This window comes from Pseudomonas sp. DE0010, assembly GCF_007680745.1.
Classification (GTDB): domain Bacteria; phylum Pseudomonadota; class Gammaproteobacteria; order Pseudomonadales; family Pseudomonadaceae; genus Aquipseudomonas; species Aquipseudomonas parafulva_B.
Genome location: NZ_VEJQ01000007.1, coordinates 23819 through 44134, shown reverse-complemented (window position 1 = coordinate 44134; position 20316 = coordinate 23819). Strand labels below are relative to the sequence as shown.

Here is a 20316-nt window from a genome sequence, read left to right as displayed (position 1 = left end):
GGCTTTTCAGAAGGCAACCTCGATAGTCCATTATTATGACCACTCATATCTACAGACCAACAACGAAGACATAAACCCTTGGCATTGGGCTCCACAAATCGCCGCGATCGTTTGCATCGTCGAAAAAATTCAACCATAAAGATGCAGAAGCACAGCCCCTAATAACACTAGACTGATCCCGCCAAGCTGAATGACCGACAGCCGCTCGCGGTAAAAGAAATACCCCAGAACCGCGGCAATCCCGCCCGACAGGGTGCTGATCACCGTAACAACAGAAACCGAACCACTGAGTGCCCCCCAGGAAAAAGCGGAGAATCCCCCAAGGTTGAACAGGCTGGCGCCACATAGTGAGCCAAAGGTCTTGAACCTGATCGTTGCGCGGTGCCGCAGCAACCTGAAAGCCTCAGGAATAAGGAATATGGCCCCCACTGCATAGCCCAGCGCCAGCATGTTCACCGGCCCTAGAGCTGGCAAGGTAAACTTGCCCTGGATCCAGAAGCTCATGCCGTAAAGAATGGCCGCCAGCAAAGCGAACCCAACTGAGGTCGTGCTGGTGGTCTTGCGTTCGAAATCACCTCCATGATCACTGCGACTGGCCAGTAAAACCCCAAAGAAGCAAACGAAAATACCACTCACCTGCCAGACTGATAAGGCATCACCGCTCAGCCACGCCAACAGTGTGGTGAAAACGCCGTATGAGGTGACCAAAGGTGCTACGACTGCAGTTTTGCCGATAGCAAAAGATTTCGACAGCGCAAGCGCTCCTACCACAGTACACAAAGAAGCAACTACCCCCATCGCTATGGCGCGCCAGGGTGCAGAAATGAGCTTCTCCCACTGACTGGCTGAAACTACAACAATCGTTCCAATTAATAAGAGCCCTAAAAACTGCCCGAAAAATACCGCCCGTTTTACTCCAACTGCTCGAGCGTTAACGCCAACCAAAAAGTCCGTCGCCCCCCAACATACCGCCGCTAACAACCCCATTAATACGTCCAAAGCAGCCTTCCTTATTATGAGTGCTTCTAGGCTGTTCCAGACGATAATCGGACTCACGCCAAAAATCAAACGCCTCTACGCGACGGCGCTTTATCCACAACGGCATTCCTGCCAGAACACTTAATCAAGAACAAAATTAACTGATTAGTTAATACCGTAGGAACTTTCAGACAACACTCCCACCTGAAGTCCTACACCAAGCAATACTAATTCCACGAGTTCTTTCGTACTCATCAACACTCCAACCTCAATGGAATCAATTGGTTTCAATCCATATCTCTTGCATTGATACACAACGGTACGCGCTGCGAGCCAAAATCCCTGGGCTGCTGCCTACCCCCTCGTGGTGTTTCCCCTGAACCTGAGCAATACCCCGCCACTGATCCCAAACCCCGCCGCTTCCTCAAACCGTTCATCCCCCACGGTTGAAATCCCGCCCTGCACCCCCATATGAGTTGGCAATAGGCATTTTCGCCCCGCTGCGTGGAGACTCTCCCTTGACCACCATCGTTTCAGTCCGCCGCAATGGCAAAGTCGTCATGGGCGGCGACGGCCAGGTATCCCTCGGCAACACCGTGATGAAAGGCAACGCCAAGAAAGTGCGTCGTCTGTACCACGGTCAGGTCATCGCGGGCTTTGCCGGCGCCACTGCCGATGCCTTCACCCTGTTCGAACGCTTCGAAGGCCAACTGGAGAAACACCAGGGCCACCTGATTCGCGCGGCCGTGGAACTGGCCAAGGAATGGCGTACCGACCGTTCCCTCAGCCGCCTCGAAGCCATGCTGGCCGTGGCCAACAAGGATGCTTCGCTGATCATCACCGGCAACGGTGACGTGGTCGAGCCTGAAGACGGCCTGATCGCCATGGGTTCCGGCGGCGCCTACGCCCAGGCCGCAGCCCGTGCACTGCTGAACAAGACCGACCTCTCGGCCCGCGAAATCGCCGAGACCGCGCTGAACATCGCCGGTGACATCTGCGTGTTCACCAACCACAACCTGACCATCGAGGAGCAGGACCTGGCCGAGTGATCAGCTGCCTTGGCGCCCCGTCCCGGTGACGGGGCTTTTCCACGCTGAATCATTCGTATCAGGACCCTATTGATCATGTCCATGACCCCCCGCGAGATCGTCCACGAACTCAACCGCCACATCATCGGCCAGGACGACGCCAAGCGCGCCGTAGCCATCGCCCTGCGCAACCGCTGGCGGCGCATGCAGCTCCCTGCCGAGCTGCGCGCCGAAGTGACGCCCAAGAACATCCTGATGATCGGCCCCACCGGCGTGGGCAAGACCGAGATCGCCCGGCGCCTGGCCAAGCTGGCCAATGCCCCGTTCCTCAAGGTCGAAGCCACCAAGTTCACTGAAGTGGGCTATGTGGGCCGCGATGTGGAATCCATCATCCGCGACCTGGCCGACGCGGCCTTGAAGATGCTGCGTGAGCAGGAAATCATCCGCGTGCGCCACCGCGCCGAAGATGCCGCCGAAGAGCGCATCCTCGATGCCCTGCTGCCACCGGCACGGGCCAGCAGCTTCAGCGAGGAAGCCGCCCAGACCAGTTCCGATTCCAACACCCGCCAGCTGTTCCGCAAGCGCCTGCGCGAAGGCCAGCTGGACGACAAGGAAATCGAAATCGAGGTGGCCGATGCCGTGGGCGTCGAAATCGCCGCGCCCCCTGGCATGGAAGAAATGACCAATCAGTTGCAGAGCCTGTTCGCCAACATGGGCAAGGGCAAGCGCAAGTCGCGCAAGCTGAAGGTTCGCGAAGCGCTGAAAATGGTGCGCGACGAGGAGGCCGGTCGCCTGGTCAATGAAGAAGAGCTCAAGGCCAAGGCGCTGGAAGCGGTCGAGCAGCACGGCATCGTGTTCATCGACGAGATCGACAAGGTCGCCAAACGCGGCAATGTCGGCGGTGCCGATGTCTCCCGTGAGGGTGTACAGCGCGATCTGCTGCCGCTGATCGAAGGCTGCACGGTCAATACCAAGCTGGGCATGGTCAAGACCGACCACATCCTGTTCATCGCCTCCGGGGCGTTCCACTTGAGCAAGCCGAGCGACCTGGTGCCTGAACTGCAAGGTCGCCTGCCGATCCGTGTGGAGCTCAAGGCCCTGACGCCGGAAGATTTCCAGCGCATCCTGCGCGAGCCGCATGCCTCGCTGACCGAACAGTACCAGGCACTGCTCAAGACCGAAGGGCTCAACATCGAGTTCGTCGAGGATGGCATCAAGCGTTTGGCCGAGATCGCCTACCAGGTCAATGAGAAAACCGAGAACATCGGTGCCCGTCGCCTGCACACGTTGCTCGAACGCCTGCTTGAAGAGGTGTCGTTCAGCGCTGGCGACCTGGCCAGTGCCCATGACGAAGCGCCGATCCAGATCGACGCAGCTTACGTGAACAGCCACCTGGGCGAGTTGGCCCAGAACGAAGACCTGTCCCGCTACATCCTGTAACGGGCCTGCGCCAGGCTGCAAGCGAGCCCGTGCGGCGCTTGCAGCCTGGCGACACAGGTTTTTTGCGCAAGAAGCTGGCGAGCGCTTCTTGCAGCGGGTAGCGTGCGGTGTGTAACTCAAACAGAGATCACGCCCATGGCTCGCATGCCTACCGCCATCAACCTGCACAAAGCCTCCAAGACCCTGCGCCTTACCTACGGGCCCGATGAGGTCTACCACCTGCCCGCCGAATTCCTGCGCGTGCACTCCCCCTCCGCCGAAGTCCAGGGGCACGGCAACCCCATTTTGCAGTTTGGCAAGGTCAACGTCGGCCTCGTCGGGCTGGAACCGGCGGGTCAATACGCCCTGAAACTCACCTTCGATGATGGCCATGACAGCGGCCTGTTCACCTGGGAATACCTGGAGCAGCTGTGCCTGCGGCAGGATGCCTTGTGGGCCGAATACGTCGAGGCGCTGCACAAGGCCGGCAAGACCCGTGACCCTTCGGAGTCCGTGGTCAAGCTGATGCTTTAGCCGCTCCACTCGCACGCGCTCTCGTCCGACATGCCGGCCCAACTGACAATGATAAGGAGCTTACGACAGCGCCAGGTTGCTTCGCGCCTGAAACTCGGGTAACCAGTAGAGGTGGCCATTTACCAGCATGGCGCTGCAGGCGCCTGATCGTCCGTAGCACTGCAGGACGCGGTCACGGATTACCCGAGTAGCGGTATCGGGGACACGTCGGTGCACCCTCGCCAGCCGGTACTCGTCTCAGACAACGGAGCGTCGCGGATGAGTAACAACAACAATGAAGATCAGCAGCAGAGCTCGCAACGCGCCACGGGCCTGAACCCGATGGTCGGCGTTCGACGCAAGGACCTGTTGGGCACGGCCCAGACCGTGCTGCGCCAGGCTGTGCGTCAGCCCCTGCACAGTGCCAAGCACGCGCTTGCCTTCGGGCTCGAACTGAAAAATGTGATGCTGGGCAAATCGAGCCTTGCCCCTGCCAGCGATGATCGCCGCTTCAACGACCCGACCTGGTCACAGAACCCGCTTTACCGACGTTACCTGCAAAGCTACCTGGCATGGCGTAATGAACTGCAGGCCTGGATCAGCAGCAGTGACCTGCCCCCTGAGGACATCAGCCGCGGGCAGTTCGTCATCCAGCTCATGACCGAGGCGCTGGCGCCTACCAATAACCTGTCCAATCCTGCCGCGCTCAAGCGCTTCTTCGAGACCGGCGGCAAGAGCGTGCTCGATGGTCTGTCGAACCTGGCCAGGGACGTGGTCCACAACGGCGGCATGCCTCGCCAGGTGAACATGGATGCTTTCGAAGTGGGCAAGGACCTGGGCAGCACCAGCGGCGCGGTCGTGTACCGTAACGAGGTGCTGGAATTGATCCAGTACAGCCCCCTCACCGAGCAGGTGCACGAGCGGCCACTGCTGGTGGTGCCACCGCAGATCAACAAGTTCTACATCTTTGATCTGTGCCCGGAAAAAAGCCTGATGCGCTTCTGTCTGGACGCCCGGCACCAAACCTTCATGGTCAGTTGGCGCAACCCGACCAGGGCGCAGCGTGACTGGGACTTGTCTACCTATGTGCAGGCACTTGGCGAGGCGGTGGACGCCGTGCTGAGTATCACCGGCAGTGCGACCCTGAACATGCTCGGTGCATGCTCAGGAGGGATTACCTGCACCGCGTGGCTGGGTCATCTTGCGGCGCGCAATGAAACCAAGGTCAATGCCTTGACCCTGCTGGTCAGCGTGCTGGACGCCACGCTCGACAATGCGCTGGCATTGTTCGTCGACGACCAGGCGCTGGATGCGGCCAAGCGTCAATCCCAGCAGGCGGGGGTACTCGAGGGCAGCGATCTGGCCCGGCTGTTTGCCTGGATGCGTCCCAACGACCTGATCTGGAACTACTGGGTCAACAATTACCTGCTCGGCAATGAGCCGCCAGCGTTCGACATCCTGTACTGGAACAACGACACCACGCGCCTGCCCGCCGCATTCCATGCCGATCTGATCGAGATGTACAGGCGCAATCCGCTCACCCGTCCCGGTGGCCTCACTGTCTGCGGTACCGCCATCGACCTCAAGCAGGTCAAGTGCGACCTCTTCAGTGTGGCGGGCAATGCCGACCATATTACGCCTTGGCAGGCCTGCTATCGCTCGGCGCGACTGTTCGGGGGCAAGGTCGAGTTCGTGCTGTCCAACAGCGGGCACATCCAGAGCATCATCAATCCGCCCGGCAACCCGAAGGCGCGCTTTCAGGCTGGGGATGGCCAGCATGACGATCCGCTTGCCTGGCAACAGGAAGCTGTCAGGCACGTCGATTCATGGTGGCTGCACTGGCAGGGCTGGCTGGCCGACCGAGCCGGGGCATTGATCGAGGCACCGGGCCACTTGGGGTGCCGCAGCCATCCTGCAGCCGAAGCTGCGCCAGGCAGCTACGTGCACCAGCGTTGAACCCCTGCGCCGTGGCCACCTGCGCGGTGCCAAGGCGTTTACCTGCTCCAGGAGCCATGCGCATGCCGTCACCTTACGTGTTCAAAACGGTCGAGCTCGATGGCCTGTCCATCCGTACCGTCGTGCGTCCAGGTCAGTCGACCTTGGCGCCCTTGCTGATCTTCAACGGCATCGGGGCCAACTTCGAGCTGATATTTCCGTTCATCGAAGCACTGGACCCCGACTTGCAGGTCATCGCCTTCGACGCCCCAGGTGTGGGCGGTTCATCCACGCCGCAGCGGCCTTATCGGTTTTCAGGGCTGGCCCGGCTCGCCGCTCGGCTGCTCGATACGCTGAATTACGGCCAGGTCAATGTCATCGGTGTGTCGTGGGGGGGTGGGCTGGCTCAGCAATTCGCCTATGACTACCCCCAGCGCTGCCGTAAACTCATCCTGGCTGCCACGGCGGCAGGCGCGGTGATGGTGCCCGGCAAGCCCAAGGTGCTGTGGAGCATGGCCAGCCCCCGCCGGTACGTAGACCCCTCCCATGTCATGCGCATCGCGCCGCTGGTATATGGCGGCGGGTTTCGCCGGGATCCGCACCTGGCGCTAAAGCACGCGGCCACGGCACGCTCGGCTGGCAAACTGGGTTATTACTGGCAACTGTTCGCGGCACTTGGCTGGACCAGCATCCATTGGCTGCACAAGCTCCGCCAGCCCACCCTGGTACTGGCCGGGGATGACGATCCGTTGATTCCATTGGTGAACATGCGTCTGCTGGCCTGGCGTATCCCCAATGCCCAGTTGCACATCATCGATGATGGTCATCTGTTTCTGATCACCCGGCCGCACGCCATCGCACCGGTCATCATGAAATTTCTTGCCGAGCCCACCTGAAACGCCCGGTTCGCGATCACCGGGCGAACCGGGCCGAACGGCCGGTGTCCAGATTCAGGCAAGTGCCTTGTCCAGCGCCCGCTCGATTTCGCCCTTGATGGTGCCGCTCATCATCGACATCATCATGCCGAGCTTGAGATCGACACGGATGCTGTCCTGGCCGATGTGCACGCTGCCGTTTGCGCCGCTGCGTGCCACATCGACGCGGTCGCCATCCCACGAGGCCTTGAGGTCATACTCGCGGCTGAGACGGTCCACCAGCGCTTGGGCCTTGGCACGGGCGGCGTCGCGCCCGAGGGTGTGTTTGCGTTCGACGCTGATCTGGGTCATGCGGGTGTTCCTGAACATGTAGACATAATCGGCATTATGCCCGCCCCCGCCTGGCGGCACACCCCGCCAAGACAAATCCGCTCGTTCGCCCTAGAATGGCGTCAATTAATTTCGGTGAAGCGATATGAACGACCAGCGCAAAGGCGACCACGCCGAACCCACGACCCATTTTGGCTACCAGGACGTGCCTGAAAGCCAGAAGGCGCGCAAGGTCGCCGAAGTGTTCCACTCGGTGGCGGCCAAATACGACCTGATGAACGACGTGCTCTCCGGCGGCATGCACCGCCTGTGGAAGCGCTTCACCATCGAGCTGTCGGGCGTTCGCAGCGGCAACCGTGTGCTGGACATCGCCGGCGGCACGGGCGACCTGGCAGCCAAGTTCTCGCGCCTGGTGGGCCCGACCGGGCACGTGGTGCTGGCCGACATCAACGAGTCCATGCTCAAGGTCGGCCGCGACCGCCTACTGGACCGTGGCGTGGCCGGCAACATCGAGTTCGTCCAGGCCGACGCTGAAAAGCTGCCGTTTCCGGACAACCATTTCGACTGTGTGACCATCGCCTTCGGCCTGCGCAACGTCACCCACAAGGAAGATGCCATTCGCTCCATGCTGCGCGTGCTCAAGCCGGGTGGCCGCCTGCTGGTGCTGGAGTTCTCCAAGCCGACCAACAAGCTGATGTCCAAGGCCTACGACGCCTACTCGTTCGCCTTCATGCCCCTGGCCGGCAAGCTGATCACCAACGATTCCGAGAGCTACCGCTACCTGGCCGAATCGATCCGCATGCACCCTGACCAGGAAACCCTCAAGGCCATGATGGTGCAGGCCGGGTTCGACCGGGTGACCTACCACAACATGACCAGCGGCATCGTGGCCGTGCACCGGGGGATCAAGCCCTGATGCTCATGGCCGGTCTGCTCGCCAGCGCCGAACATGGCCTGAAACGCGTCCTGCGCATGGACAGCACGGCATTGCCAAGGCTAGCAGCGCTGGAAGGCAAGGTCATCGAGATCGACTGCCGCCAACCGGCCATGCAGGTCTTCATCCTGCCTGACGAGCAGGGCCTGATGCTGGCCAGTGCCTGGGAAGGCGAGGTCGACTGCCGGTTGAGCGCGCCGGCGGCAAGCCTGGCGCACCTGGCGTTGTCGCGAGACAAGACGGCAGTCCTGCACAGCCCACATGTGGCGTTGCACGGCGATACCGCGGCCTTGCTCGATCTGTTCGGCATTCTCCAGGACCTGGAGCTGGACTGGGAGCATGAGCTGCAGAAGTGGCTGGGCCCTGTGCCCACGGCCCTGATCGCAGGGCACATCCGCCTGCGCACCCGGTGGACCCGTCAAGGCCTGGCACGCCTGAGCCAGAGCCTGTCCGAGTATCTGGCGGAAGAATCGCGTACGCTGGTAGGCAAACGCGAAGCCGAGGCCGCCTTCAGCGAACTCGATGCCATGAAGGTCGATACAGAACGCCTCGAGGCGCGCATCCTGCGCCTTTCCCGATCCCTTGATTCCAGCGATAACGCATGAAGCTGCTCGCCTTCCGCCGCCTTTTCCGCATCCAGCGCGTCGTCATCCGCTACCGGCTCGATGACCTGCTGTTCGACTACCCTCTGCCCTGGTGGTTGATGAGCCTGCGGCTGCTGTTGCCGTGGCGCTGGCTACCGCGTCGCGCCTCCGAGCTGAGCCGCGGCGCGCGGTTGCGCATGGCGCTGCAGGACCTGGGGCCTATCTTCATCAAGTTCGGCCAGCTGTTGTCTACCCGGCGCGACTTGCTGCCCACCGACATTGCCGACGAGCTGATGCTCCTGCAGGACCGCGTGCCGCCGTTCGACCCGCAAAAAGCCGTGGCGCTGATCGAAGCCCAGCTTGGGGCCAAGGTGAGTGAGGTATTCAGCCGCTTCGACGTGGAGCCCCTGGCGTCCGCATCGGTGGCGCAAGTGCACGCCGCGCGCCTGAAGAGCGGTGAAGAAGTGGTGGTCAAGGTGGTACGGCCGGGGCTCAAGCCAATCATCGCTGCCGACATTGCCTGGCTGTTCCTGATCGCCAAGGGTGCCGAGCGCCTTTCTGCCGATGCACGTCGCCTGCACCCGGTGGAGGTTGTCGGCGATTACGAGAAAACCATCTACGACGAACTCGACCTGCTTCGCGAGGCGGCCAACGCCAGCCAGCTGCGGCGCAATTTCGAGGATTCCGAGCTCATGTACGTGCCCCAGGTCTATTGGGACTGGTGCCGGCCCAAAGTGCTGGTGATGGAGCGTATCTACGGCGTGCCGGTGACCGACATGGCCACCCTCGCCGATCAGCGCACCGACATGAAGATGCTGGCCGAGCGCGGCGTCGAAGTGTTCTTCATGCAGGTGTTTCGTGACAGCTTCTTCCATGCCGACATGCACCCGGGCAACATCTTCGTGAGCACGGTCAAGCCGTGGAGCCCCAAGTACATCGCCATCGACTGCGGCATCGTCGGCAGCCTCACCGATGAAGACCAGGATTACCTCGCGCGCAACCTGATTGCCTTCTTCAAGCGCGACTATCGCCGCGTCGCCCAGCTGCACATCGACTCGGGCTGGGTACCGGCCAACACCAAGGTCAATGAGTTCGAAGCGGCCATCCGCACCGTGTGCGAGCCGATCTTCGAAAAACCCCTCAAGGATATTTCCTTCGGCCAGGTGCTGATGCGCCTGTTCCAGACCGCGCGCCGCTTCAACATGGAAGTGCAACCACAACTGGTGCTGCTGCAGAAGACCCTGCTCAACATCGAAGGCCTGGGGCGTCAGCTGTACCCTGAACTGGACCTGTGGAGCACGGCCAAGCCTTATCTTGAGCGCTGGATGCGCCAGCGCATGAGCCCCAAGGCCTTGCTGGGCAACCTGCACAGCCAGGCTGAGCAGTTGCCGCACCTGGCCAACATGACCCGGGACTTGCTCGAACGACTGTCGCAACCTCACCTGCACGACCCCAAGATGCCAGAGCGCCGAAATGGCGACCATTGGGCCCTGCGCCTGCTCGGTGCCGGCTTGCTGGGCGGGGGCGTGATCCTGGGCGGTGTCGCCCTGCAGGCCGGTAGCCTGGCGGCAGCCACGGCGTGGCCGGCCTGGTTGATGCTGGCCGCAGGCCTTTACCTGATCGTGCGCCAATAGCCAGCCGCGCCCGTGGCTGGCACACTAGCGCAAAAGGCCCGCGACGCAGACGGGCCCGTTTTGGAGTCGACGATGAAAGACTGGCTGGACGAGATCAAGTGGAACAGCGATGGCCTTGTGCCGGCCATCGCCCAGGACCACAAGACCGGACGCGTGCTGATGATGGCGTGGATGAACCGTGAAGCACTGGCGTTGACCGCTGCTGAGCAACGCGCCATCTACTGGTCGCGCTCGCGTGGCAAACTGTGGCGCAAGGGCGAGGAGTCGGGCCATGTGCAAAAGCTTCACGAAATGCGCCTGGACTGCGACGCCGACGTGATCATCCTCATGGTCGAGCAGGTGGGCCACATCGCCTGCCATACCGGCCGGGAAAGCTGCTTCTACCGCGTATACGCGGACGGCCAGTGGGCCACCGTCGACCCGGTCCTGAAAGACCCGCACGCCATCTACGACGCAGGACACTGAAATGAGCGACACCCTCAACCGGCTGGCCGCCGTGCTCGAAGAACGCAAGCAAGCAGCGCCGGACAGCTCCTATGTGGCCAGCCTGTACCACAAGGGCCTCAACAAGATTCTGGAAAAGCTCGGCGAAGAGTCGGTCGAAACCATCATTGCCGCCAAGGATGCTGCGCTCAGCAAGGACTGCAGCGACGTCATCTATGAAACGGCCGACCTGTGGTTTCACAGCTTGGTGATGCTCAGCGCCCTGGGTCAGCACCCGCAAGCCGTGCTCGACGAGCTAGACCGGCGCTTCGGGTTGTCGGGCCATGACGAAAAAGCCGCCCGCCAGCCTTCGGCCTGATGTATGTTCAGGGCTGACGCCCGGTGACCTTCACACAATTTTCGGGAGTACGAAATGGGTATCTTTGACTGGAAACACTGGATCGTCCTGCTGGTCGTGGTGGTGCTGGTGTTCGGCACCAAGAAGCTGAAGAACCTCGGCAGCGACCTGGGCGAATCGATCAAGGGCTTTCGCAAGGCCATGAACGAAGAAGAAACCAAGCCGGCTGAACCTACCCCTCCTCCGGCCCAGCCCGTACCCCCTGTGCAACCGGTGCAGACCACTGCCCAGGCCAGCCAGGGCCACACCATCGAAGGCCAGGCCCAACCGGTCCAAGAGCCGCAGCGGAAAGACTGACTTATGTTCGGCATCAGTTTCGGCGAGCTGCTGCTCGTCGGCCTCGTCGCTCTGCTGGTGCTCGGCCCCGAGCGCCTGCCGGGCGCCGCCCGCACGGCGGGCTTGTGGATCGGCCGGCTCAAACGCAGCTTCAACAGCATCAAGATGGAAGTCGAGCGCGAAATCGGCGCCGATGACATCCGCCGCCAGCTGCACAACGAGCACATCATGCACATGGAAGAGCAGGCCAAGCGCATCCTCAACCCCAATGCGCCGCCTGCCCAGCCTCCGGTGACCACGGCCACCGTACAGCCCCCCGCTGGCCTGCCAACCACGCCAGCTGAAACCGATGTAACCGCCCCAGCCACTGCGCACCCTACCCCTGTAGCGCCCGAGCCGCCACGAGCCCCATGAGCGAGAATCCGGAACACGACCAGCCCATGCCGCTGGTTTCGCACCTGACCGAACTGCGCACCCGCCTGCTGCGTTGCGTTGCCGTCATCTTCCTGATCTTTGCCGGGCTGTTTTCCTTCGCCCAGCAGATCTACACCCTGGTCTCTGCGCCGCTGCGTGATCATCTGCCCGCCAATGCGACCATGATCGCCACTGACGTGGCCTCGCCCTTCCTGACGCCGTTCAAGCTGACCATGATCGTTTCGCTGTTCCTGGCGATCCCCTTCATCCTGCAGCAGATCTGGGGCTTCATCGCACCAGGCCTGTACCGTCATGAAAAGCGCATCGCCATACCCCTGCTGATGTCGAGCATCGTGCTGTTCTATGCCGGCATGGCCTTTGCCTATTTTCTGGTCTTCCCGTTGGTCTTCGGCTTCTTCGCCAGCGCAACGCCTGAGGGCGTATCGATGATGACCGACATCGCCAGCTACCTGGACTTCGTGATGACGTTGTTCTTCGCCTTCGGCGTAGCCTTCGAGATTCCGGTGGCCGTGGTGTTGCTGGTCTGGATCGGCGTGGTCGATGTGAAGTACCTGAAGAAGATCCGCCCTTACGTGATCATTGGCTGCTTCGTTGTCGGCATGGTACTGACACCCCCGGACATCTTCTCCCAGACCCTGTTGGCCGTCCCCATGTGGCTACTGTTCGAGGTCGGCGTGCTGTGCGGCAGCCTGATTCGCAAGCGCGGCAGTGACGAACAGCCTGCCGATGATCATCAAGACCAACCACCCGCGACGCAGCCGTGAACCTGCTGCTGCTGGAGGAGGCCGATTTCATCGCGGCTGACCGGGTTGTATTGGCTGATCGGCGTTTCGTCCATATGCAGGATGTGCACGGGGTCGCCGTCGGTGACACGTTGCGCGTTGGCCGCATCAACGGCCTGATGGGCCTGGCGACCGTGCAGCGCCTGGAGCGCCATGAAGCCGAGCTTCACGTCAGCTTCGATCAGGCGCCACCGGCCAAGCTGCCGTTGACCCTGGTGCTGGCGGTGCCACGGCCCAAGATGCTGCGCAGGCTGTTCCAGACCGTCACCACCCTTGGGGTGCCGCGCCTGATCCTGCTCAACAGCTACAAGGTGGAAAAGAGCTTCTGGCAAACCCCCTTCCTTCAGCCCGACGTCATCCGTGAAAACCTGATCCTGGGGCTGGAACAGGCACGTGACACGGTGCTGCCGGAAGTCATCATCGAAAAACGCTTCAAACCCTTCGTCGAGGACCGTCTGCCTGCCATTGCCGAAGGCACCCTTGGGCTGGTCGGTCACCCAGGCGACTATCCCGCCTGCCCTCGCGCGGTAGAACAGGCAGTCACCCTGGCCATTGGCCCGGAAGGCGGGTGGATCCCCTACGAGGTGGATCTGCTGGGTAAAGCGGGTTTGGCCCCGGTGCAGCTCGGTGCACGCATCCTGCGGGTGGAAACGGCTGTCACGGCCTTGCTCTCACGTATATTCTGACGAACCGGTCAGCTTTTACCCATCAAGTTTCCGTTTCCCTGGCCGATGGCATTGGCAACAACAACTAAATCGTGCTGCCAAGCCGCCAGGGAGTTTCTATGAATCGATGGTTAACCCAGCTTTTGGGCAACGTGAGTGTGACCCGCAAGCTGGCGCTGGGCTTCGGCCTGGTGTTGCTGCTGACGCTGATCATCACCCTGACCGGGTGGCACGGCATGAACAGCATCACAGCCAGGGGTGACAAGCTGGGCAACATCTCGGTCATCCAGCAGTACGCCCAGGAGCTGCGCATTGCCCGTCAGCATTATGAACGCCAGCGCGACGAAGCCTCGATCGGCGAGATGGAGAAGGCGCTTGGCACCCTGGACCGTCAGGTTCAGCTGATGCTGGGCCAGATCGACGAACCCGCCGATCACCAGCGCCTCGAACAGCAGCGCGATGCGGTAGCGGCCTATCAGCAAGCCTTCGCGCAGCTCAAACAGTCGAACTTGCGGCGCGAGGCCAGCCGTGGCGTGCTGGGGGACAGCGCGGACAAAGCCGTTGAACTGGTGGGCCGGGTCCAGCAGCGCCTGCTTCAAGCGGGCGATATCACCCAGTACCAATATGCCGTCACCGTCAACAGCCTGCTCCAGCAAGCGCGATTCCAGGTGCGAGGTTATACCTACAGCGGCAACGCCGACTATCAGCAGACGGCACTCAAGGCCATCGACCAGGCGCTGGACGAGTTGCGAGGGCTGCCCGCCAAGCTGCCTGCCGAATTCGCCGCCGGCCTGACCGACGCCAGCACCGCCATGGGCGGCTACCGCGACGCCGTGATGCAGTTCGGCGAAGCGCAGAGCGCCAGCGCCCAGGCGTTGCAGCAGATGGCCGACCAAGGCGTGACCTTGATGCAGACCAGCCAGGCCATGACCACTTCGCAGACCCAGGTGCGGGACACCGCAGCCGCTCAGGCAAAGGCGTTGCTGGGGTTGGCCACGGGCCTGGCCGTCTTGCTGGGCCTGCTGGCAGCCTGGGTGATCACCCGCCAGATCATCCTGCCGCTGCGCGAGGCGCTGCGTGGGGCTGAACGGGTGGCCAGCGGCGATCTCACCCTGCATGAGCCTTCGAGGCGTCGAGACGAGCTTGGTCAGTTGCAGGCCAGCATGCAGCGCATGACCCAAGGCCTGCGCGACCTGATTGGTGGCATAGGCGATGGCGTAACCCAGATTGCCAGTGCTGCCGAAGAGCTCTCGGCGGTGACCGAGCAGACCAGCGCAGGGGTTACCAACCAGAAGGTCGAGACTGACCAGGTTGCCACGGCGATGAACCAGATGACGGCGACCGTTCACGACGTGGCACGTAACGCCGAGCAGGCCTCGGAGGCAGCCGTCATGGCCGACCAGCAGGCCCGCGAGGGCGATCGTGTGGTCAGCGAAGCGGTGGCGCAGATCGAGCGTCTGGCCAGCGAGGTGGCCAACTCCAGCGAGGCCATGAGCCAGCTCAAGGGTGAAAGCGACAAGATCGGTAGCGTGCTGGATGTGATCAAGTCGGTGGCCCAGCAGACCAACCTGCTGGCGCTCAACGCGGCGATCGAAGCGGCCCGTGCAGGCGAGGCCGGACGCGGGTTTGCAGTGGTGGCTGACGAGGTGCGCAGCCTGGCGCAACGCACGCAGCAATCCACCGAGGAGATCGAGGAACTGATCGCCGGCCTGCAAAGCGGCACCCAGCGCGCAGCGAGCGTGATGGACAGCAGCCGGCAACTCACCGACAGCACCGTCGAACTGACCCGCCGTGCAGGCAGCTCGCTGGAAAACATCACCCGTACGGTCTCGTCCATCCAGGCGATGAATCAGCAGATCGCCACGGCAGCCGAGGAGCAAACGGCGGTGGCCGAAGAGATCAACCGCAGCGTGATCAACGTACGGGATATTTCAGACCAGACCTCGGCGGCCAGCGAACAGACTGCCAGCTCCAGCGTCGAACTGGCCCGCCTGGGCACTCATTTGCAGGGCTTGGTGGGGCGTTTCAAACTCTGACGGGCAGGCCTGTCGACACGATTAATGACAATGCCGGTCAATCGGCGCATTGAGACTGAGGCTGCCACGCAGCCTCTTCCTGCGCGCGCGGGTGGCTGGAACGGGCGCGCACTGGGCATTGCCGTTATGGCTGCGTAACCGAAAAAAATCTGACCGCTCGCTCCGAATTTTCCTACGCGGATTTCAGGTCAAGTCCTACAGGTCCTCCGCCGATGGGCAGGGATGGCTTGCACGCATTGCGCGTGCTCTTCATTCCTTCCACTTGCACGGAGAATCCCCATGCTCGGTTACCTTAACCGCAAGCTCGGCAACATCAGCGTCGCCGCCAAGTTGGCCCTTGGTTTCGCCGTGGTGCTGCTGCTCACGCTGGTCACTACGATCAGTGGCTGGCGCGCCCTGGACGGCGCCATCGTTCGTTCGCAGCAACTGAGTGAAATTGGCGAAATCAATGACCTGACCAAGGACCTGCGCGCCGAGCGCATCACGTACCGTGTGCTCGACGATGAGCAGAGCAAGACGCGGATCGGCCGTATACTCGAACAGCTGAGCGATATGCTGACCACGCTGCAGCAGCGCAGCAGTGTGGAAGAATCACGGCAGATGCTCACCGAAAAGCTGGGTCTGCTGCAGCAATTGCGCGATGACTTCACTGAGCTGCAGCGCACGGCCACTAGCCGCGCCACCTTGCGCCAGGCCCTGCTCGTCCAGGAGCAGAAGCTCAGCGCAGCCATCGATGAACTTGAAACCCAGGCCCTGTTGAAGATGCCTGCCGATGGGCAGCAGACCAACGTGCTGGGCATGATGGACACCCTGAGCCGGCATGTGGAGAGCGCCAACCAGCAGAGCCTGGTACCGGCCTACACATTCTCCCCTGTCGAAGACTTCGCCAAGGTCGGTGAAAGCGCCTTGGAGGCCGCAGGCACTAGCCTGGCGCAACTGGTCAAGGGCCTGGCGCCTCTCGGGCTGCCGCGCGCGGTGATCGAGCAACCAGGCACCGAATTGGCCCGATACCGTGCCACCTTGGATCAGTACCGCCAAGTCGCCGTCAAGGCCGAGCAACTGCAGAACACCATGGAGCGCCGCGGCGACGAGTTACGCTCGGTGAGCCTGGAACTTGGCAAGCGCAAGGTCGAACAACGCGACAGGGAAGCACTGGCCGCCCGCTCGCTGTTGACCACCGTGGCACTGCTGGCGCTGTTGGTCGGCGTAGTCGCCGGGTGGCTGATCACATTGCAGATCACCCAACCGCTGCGCCAGACCCTGGAGGTGGCCGCACGTATCTCCAAAGGGGACCTGAGCCAGGTCGAGCCGGTGCAGCGCCGCGACGAGATGGGCAAGCTCCAGGCCAGCATGCGTGAAATGACAATAAGCTTGCGCGAACTGATCGGCGGCATCGACCACGGTGTCGGGCAACTCTCGCAAGCCGCGTCGCAACTGGCCTCCAGCAGCGAAGACACCAAGGTGCGCATCAGCCAGCAGCGAGAGGAAACCGACCAGGTTGCCACTGCCATGAACCAGATGAGCGCCACGGTCCAGGAGGTGGCGCAAAACGCAGAGCAGGCATCGATGGCCGCCACCAATGCCGACCAGCAGGCGCAGGTGGGCGATCAGGTGGTGACCGAAGCCATTGGGCGTATCGAACAGTTGTCCGGGCAGATGGACCATTGCCTGGCAGCCATGCAGCACCTGGCCGGCGAGAGTCAGCGCATCGGCAGTATTCTGGACGTGATCAAGTCTGTCTCCGAACAGACCAACCTGCTGGCGCTCAACGCCGCAATCGAGGCGGCACGGGCGGGTGAAGCCGGGCGAGGCTTCGCGGTGGTGGCCGACGAAGTGCGCGGCCTGGCCCAACGCACCTCCACCGCCACGGAAGAAATCGGTCAACTGATCGACAGCCTGCATAACGGCACCGACGAAGTCACGCGCTTGCTGGACAGCAGCAAGAACCTCACTGAGCAAAGCGTGGAATTGAGCCGCAAGGCAGGCGATGCGCTGAGCCAGATCACCGGGACGGTCTCGAGCATCCAGGGTATGAACCAGCAGATCGCCACTGCCAGCGAACAGCAGAGCGTAGTGGCCGAGCAGATCAATCGCAGCGTGTTGAATGTGCGTGATGCGTCCGATCAGACCAGTGCAGCCAGTGAGCAGACGGCGGCTTCAAGTGGAGATTTGGATCAGCTTGGGCAGCAACTGAGGGGGATGGTCAGGCGTTTCAGCTTGTAAATACACTGGCGCTGGCAACTGGCAAAAATGCCAGTTGCCCCCCCTTTAAATTTCACGATAGGTTCTCAACATCAACATCAACTCAGAGCAGGTTGCATATGTATACCGCAAACTCTCACAACACGCTGTTCACCTCTGCTTATACGCCCTATGGTTTCTCTCCTGCAAGTGCGTCAGTCCCTATCGCTTTCGCCGGAGAACCTTACGACGTCAGCTCAAGAGGATATTTACTAGGCAATGGCTACAGGCTTTACCTGCCATCAATTATGCGGTTCGCCTCACCAGACAATATTTCACCTTTCACCGTGATTAGTAGTTATTCGTATTGCGGCGGGGACCCGGCAAACTACAATGACCCGTCAGGGCATTATCCGATACCTCCACAATCCCTTATTAAAATCTTTAATAAAACTAAGTTCGCTAAGCGTTTGAACGCATATGATGCCCGGAAGGCCGCTGCTCTGGATACCTACAATCAAATGCAGTACACCCGGAGGCAAATCACTAACTACCAATCACCCACTGAGAGGCTTATAGCCGAAATCAACAGTACACATAGCAGTATAGGAATGGCTGAAAGCTATGATGACTGGCGCGAATATAGCCGTTATAGAAAGGTAGTACGGGAGCAGAAGCGCGAATTAAAGTACCTTCCAGAGGACTCACCCGATGAGATTCTTGCCCTGAAGAAAAGAGTAATTACATTACATTCTGAATTTGTAAGGCAAATGGACTTATTAGGCTTGCCTGCTAACGATACGGGCCTAAAGCAACTCGAACCCATCAACCCCATGAATATACGCCAAGAAATACCGCTCCGACGTCAGAGCCCCCCCATATCACAGAGTGAGAATTTTACATTTAAAGTAAGACCGTCTTACCAATATCTGTTCTGATCTTCCTGTGACCCGTGAAGGCCCAGCCAGTTCAAGTGTGGCATTCACACGGCTGGGATCCGTTTGCAGAGCTGGCGGGACGGTTCAGGTGACGGGATTGTTGAGCCGCGTTGCGGCACAAGGTCGTTCAGAGATACAGGTCCGTCGTAGGAGCGACCTTGTTCCGCAAATGGGGTGCAGAGCCCCCTCAGCGGTTACAGCACCTGACGCAGGAACGCCTGCGCGCGCGGGTCCTTTGGTGCATTGAAGAACGTGTTTGGCGAGGCATCTTCCAGCAGCTTGCCATGGTCGAAGAACAGCACGCGGTCGGCCACTTCACGGGCAAAGCCCATTTCGTGAGTGACGCAGACCATGGTCATGCCCTCCAGGGCCAGGGTCTTCATCACATCCAGCACCTCCCCTACCATTTCCGGGTCCAGCGCCGAGGTGGGCTCGTCGAACAACATCACTTTCGGGTCCATTGCCAACGCGCGGGCAATCGCGACCCGTTGCTGCTGACCGCCCGACAACCGCGACGGATACTCGTTGGCTTTCTCCGCGATCCCCACCTTTTGCAACAAAGCCCGGGCCTTGGCTTCGCGATCGGCCTTGCTGCGCTTGCGCACCACCTTCTGCGCCAGGCACAGGTTTTCCAGCACGGTCATGTGCGGGAACAGGTTGAAATGCTGGAACACCATGCCGACTTCACGGCGGTAGGCATTGATGTCGGTCTTGGGGTGCGCCAGATCCAGGCCGGCGATGGCCACATGGCCCTCGTCGAAGTGCTCCAGACCGTTGAGGCAACGCAGGAAGGTCGACTTGCCAGAGCCCGAAGGGCCGAGGACCACGACTACTTCGCCTTTTGCCACGTGCGTGGTGACGTTGTCGACCGCCCGCACCACATGGCCACGGGTGTCGAATACCTTGAGCAGGTCACGGACTTCAATCACTTTGCGCAAGCCTCCGCTCGAGCCGGCTGGCAATGTGCGACAGCGGCAGGTTGATCAGCAGGTACAAGCCTGCCACGCAGAACCAGATCTCGAAGGTCGAGAACGACGTGGTGATGGCTTCCCGTCCGCTTTTCGTCAGTTCGGTAATGGCGATCACCGACACCAGCGAGGTGTCCTTGACCAGGCTGATGAACTGACCGGCCAACGGCGGCAGTACACGCTTGAACGCCTGGGGCAGAATCACATGACGCATCGACTGCCCGGCATTGAGGCCCAGCGAGCGCGCCGCTTCGTTCTGCCCCTTGGCGATGGACTGCACGCCGGCACGCACGATTTCCGCCACATAGGCGCCTGTGAACAGCGCCAGGGCGGCGACACCGGCAAACTCCCGCGACAGGTTCAGGACCGTGCCGATGAAGAAGTAGAAGATGAAGATCTGAACCAGCAACGGCGTGCCGCGCACCAGCTCGACATAGACGGTCGACAGGTCATGCAGCGTCGGGTTGGTCGACAACCGGCACAGGCCGGCAACCAGCCCGATCAGCAGCCCCAGCGCACCGGACACCACCGAAATCCACAGTGTGGTCCACAACCCCCAGGCCAGTGGACCTGCGGCCCAGTGCCGGGTTACCCCAATCTGGTCCCCTTCGGCCACATCGTCGCCGCGGCTCAGTTGCAGGCTGTCCTTGGCCACGTCCAGGACCTGAAGCGCCCCGCTTTCATCCTTCAAGGTGACGCGGGCTTCATCCCCGGTGATGACGACTTCCTGCACGGTGCCATAGTCGGTCGCGCGCTGTACGTCTTCGGCCTGGTAGGCGAAATACTGAGGGACGCGGTTCCAGCGCCACTCGTAGGAAATCATCGAGGTGGCCATGTACAGGCTGACGGCCAGGCCCACCAGGACCAGTGCAGTCAGCCCATGCCAGGGCCACTGGGCCTTCTTGTGTTTGATCACGTTGGATACTCCGGAAAACGGCAGGCCGCAAGCCACAAGCCGCAGCCT

The 20316-nt window shown here is 61.3% G+C and carries 21 protein-coding genes and 2 pseudogenes; 19 read left to right on the top strand and 4 right to left on the bottom strand.

What is annotated here, in order from left to right:
• Nucleotides 1-129: 129 nt before the first annotated feature.
• A complete protein-coding gene (locus tag FS767_RS07490) occupies nucleotides 130-999 on the bottom strand; it encodes a DMT family transporter (RefSeq protein WP_178102720.1) in 870 nt (289 codons plus the stop codon).
• 497 nt (nucleotides 1000-1496) lie between these two features.
• Between FS767_RS07490 and hslV the strand changes: the two genes are divergently transcribed.
• The 5 genes from hslV to phaZ all read left to right on the top strand — a co-directional run bounded on the left by hslV (nucleotide 1497) and on the right by phaZ (nucleotide 6769).
• Nucleotides 1497-2027, top strand: coding sequence for an ATP-dependent protease subunit HslV (hslV, locus tag FS767_RS07485; protein ID WP_023533032.1), 531 nt, complete (start codon nucleotides 1497-1499; stop codon nucleotides 2025-2027).
• Nucleotides 2028-2102: 75 nt separating this feature from the next.
• A complete protein-coding gene (gene hslU, locus FS767_RS07480; RefSeq protein WP_023533050.1) occupies nucleotides 2103-3446 on the top strand; it encodes an ATP-dependent protease ATPase subunit HslU in 1344 nt (447 codons plus the stop codon).
• A 135-nt stretch (nucleotides 3447-3581) separates the two neighbouring features.
• Nucleotides 3582-3959: a gamma-butyrobetaine hydroxylase-like domain-containing protein gene (locus tag FS767_RS07475; protein WP_144964732.1), complete on the top strand. Its 378-nt coding sequence runs from the start codon at nucleotides 3582-3584 to the stop codon at nucleotides 3957-3959.
• A 258-nt stretch (nucleotides 3960-4217) separates the two neighbouring features.
• Nucleotides 4218-5894, top strand: a complete 1677-nt coding sequence (gene phaC / locus FS767_RS07470) for a class II poly(R)-hydroxyalkanoic acid synthase (protein ID WP_144964731.1) — start codon at nucleotides 4218-4220, stop codon at nucleotides 5892-5894.
• Nucleotides 5895-5956: 62 nt separating this feature from the next.
• Nucleotides 5957-6769: a poly(3-hydroxyalkanoate) depolymerase gene (phaZ, locus tag FS767_RS07465; RefSeq protein ID WP_144964730.1), complete on the top strand. Its 813-nt coding sequence runs from the start codon at nucleotides 5957-5959 to the stop codon at nucleotides 6767-6769.
• A 54-nt stretch (nucleotides 6770-6823) separates the two neighbouring features.
• On the opposite strand, the gene FS767_RS07460 is transcribed toward phaZ, so the two are convergent.
• The gene (locus FS767_RS07460) at nucleotides 6824-7099 is read right to left on the bottom strand and encodes a polyhydroxyalkanoic acid system family protein (protein ID WP_023533042.1); all 276 of its coding nucleotides are present in this window, start codon (nucleotides 7097-7099) and stop codon (nucleotides 6824-6826) included.
• Nucleotides 7100-7223: 124 nt separating this feature from the next.
• Between FS767_RS07460 and ubiE the strand changes: the two genes are divergently transcribed.
• The 14 genes and pseudogenes from ubiE (at nucleotide 7224) to FS767_RS07400 (ending at nucleotide 18384) form a co-directional block, all read left to right on the top strand.
• Nucleotides 7224-7994 (top strand): bifunctional demethylmenaquinone methyltransferase/2-methoxy-6-polyprenyl-1,4-benzoquinol methylase UbiE, encoded by a 771-nt coding sequence (ubiE, locus tag FS767_RS07455; RefSeq protein WP_058604286.1) that lies wholly within the window; start codon nucleotides 7224-7226, stop codon nucleotides 7992-7994.
• Entirely contained in the window at nucleotides 7994-8617 is a 624-nt protein-coding gene (locus tag FS767_RS07450) for an SCP2 domain-containing protein (RefSeq protein ID WP_144964729.1), read from the top strand. Before ubiE ends, FS767_RS07450 begins: the two co-directional genes overlap by 1 nt.
• The gene (ubiB, locus tag FS767_RS07445; protein ID WP_144964728.1) at nucleotides 8614-10230 is read left to right on the top strand and encodes a ubiquinone biosynthesis regulatory protein kinase UbiB; all 1617 of its coding nucleotides are present in this window, start codon (nucleotides 8614-8616) and stop codon (nucleotides 10228-10230) included. Before FS767_RS07450 ends, ubiB begins: the two co-directional genes overlap by 4 nt.
• A 72-nt stretch (nucleotides 10231-10302) precedes the next feature.
• On the top strand, nucleotides 10303-10695 hold the full coding sequence (gene hisI / locus FS767_RS07440; protein ID WP_058639873.1) for a phosphoribosyl-AMP cyclohydrolase: 393 nt from the start codon (nucleotides 10303-10305) through the stop codon (nucleotides 10693-10695).
• Between the two features lies 1 nt (nucleotide 10696).
• The gene (locus FS767_RS07435) at nucleotides 10697-11032 is read left to right on the top strand and encodes a phosphoribosyl-ATP diphosphatase (protein WP_023532983.1); all 336 of its coding nucleotides are present in this window, start codon (nucleotides 10697-10699) and stop codon (nucleotides 11030-11032) included.
• 54 nt (nucleotides 11033-11086) lie between these two features.
• Nucleotides 11087-11368 carry a twin-arginine translocase TatA/TatE family subunit gene (locus FS767_RS07430; protein WP_023533071.1) on the top strand — a complete coding sequence of 94 codons (282 nt, stop codon included), beginning with the start codon at nucleotides 11087-11089 and terminating at the stop codon, nucleotides 11366-11368.
• Between the two features lie 3 nt (nucleotides 11369-11371).
• Nucleotides 11372-11761 carry a Sec-independent protein translocase protein TatB gene (tatB, locus tag FS767_RS07425; RefSeq protein ID WP_058604282.1) on the top strand — a complete coding sequence of 130 codons (390 nt, stop codon included), beginning with the start codon at nucleotides 11372-11374 and terminating at the stop codon, nucleotides 11759-11761.
• Nucleotides 11758-12546 (top strand): twin-arginine translocase subunit TatC, encoded by a 789-nt coding sequence (tatC, locus tag FS767_RS07420; protein WP_144964727.1) that lies wholly within the window; start codon nucleotides 11758-11760, stop codon nucleotides 12544-12546. Before tatB ends, tatC begins: the two co-directional genes overlap by 4 nt.
• Complete coding sequence (locus tag FS767_RS07415) at nucleotides 12543-13250, top strand: 16S rRNA (uracil(1498)-N(3))-methyltransferase (RefSeq protein ID WP_144964726.1); 708 nt, start codon at nucleotides 12543-12545, stop codon at nucleotides 13248-13250. The genes tatC and FS767_RS07415 overlap by 4 nt, the downstream gene beginning before the upstream one ends.
• 98 nt (nucleotides 13251-13348) lie before the next feature.
• Nucleotides 13349-14410 (top strand): annotated as a pseudogene (locus FS767_RS23450) (methyl-accepting chemotaxis protein); the annotation flags it as partial.
• Nucleotides 14393-15265, top strand: coding sequence for a methyl-accepting chemotaxis protein (locus tag FS767_RS23445; RefSeq protein WP_371921578.1), 873 nt, complete (start codon nucleotides 14393-14395; stop codon nucleotides 15263-15265). The pseudogene FS767_RS23450 and the gene FS767_RS23445, both read left to right, overlap by 18 nt.
• 222 nt (nucleotides 15266-15487) lie before the next feature.
• A pseudogene (locus FS767_RS23440) lies at nucleotides 15488-16585 on the top strand (methyl-accepting chemotaxis protein); the annotation flags it as partial.
• A gap of 9 nt (nucleotides 16586-16594) precedes the next feature.
• Nucleotides 16595-17488 carry a methyl-accepting chemotaxis protein gene (locus FS767_RS23435; protein WP_371921577.1) on the top strand — a complete coding sequence of 298 codons (894 nt, stop codon included), beginning with the start codon at nucleotides 16595-16597 and terminating at the stop codon, nucleotides 17486-17488.
• Nucleotides 17489-17586: 98 nt separating this feature from the next.
• Nucleotides 17587-18384, top strand: coding sequence for an RHS repeat-associated core domain-containing protein (locus FS767_RS07400; RefSeq protein ID WP_144964723.1), 798 nt, complete (start codon nucleotides 17587-17589; stop codon nucleotides 18382-18384).
• 194 nt (nucleotides 18385-18578) lie between these two features.
• Here FS767_RS07400 and FS767_RS07395 read toward each other — a convergent pair whose 3' ends face one another.
• Complete coding sequence (locus tag FS767_RS07395; protein WP_144964805.1) at nucleotides 18579-19313, bottom strand: amino acid ABC transporter ATP-binding protein; 735 nt, start codon at nucleotides 19311-19313, stop codon at nucleotides 18579-18581.
• Nucleotides 19306-20268 carry an amino acid ABC transporter permease gene (locus FS767_RS07390; protein WP_144964722.1) on the bottom strand — a complete coding sequence of 321 codons (963 nt, stop codon included), beginning with the start codon at nucleotides 20266-20268 and terminating at the stop codon, nucleotides 19306-19308. Before FS767_RS07390 ends, FS767_RS07395 begins: the two co-directional genes overlap by 8 nt.
• Nucleotides 20269-20316: the final 48 nt, after the last annotated feature.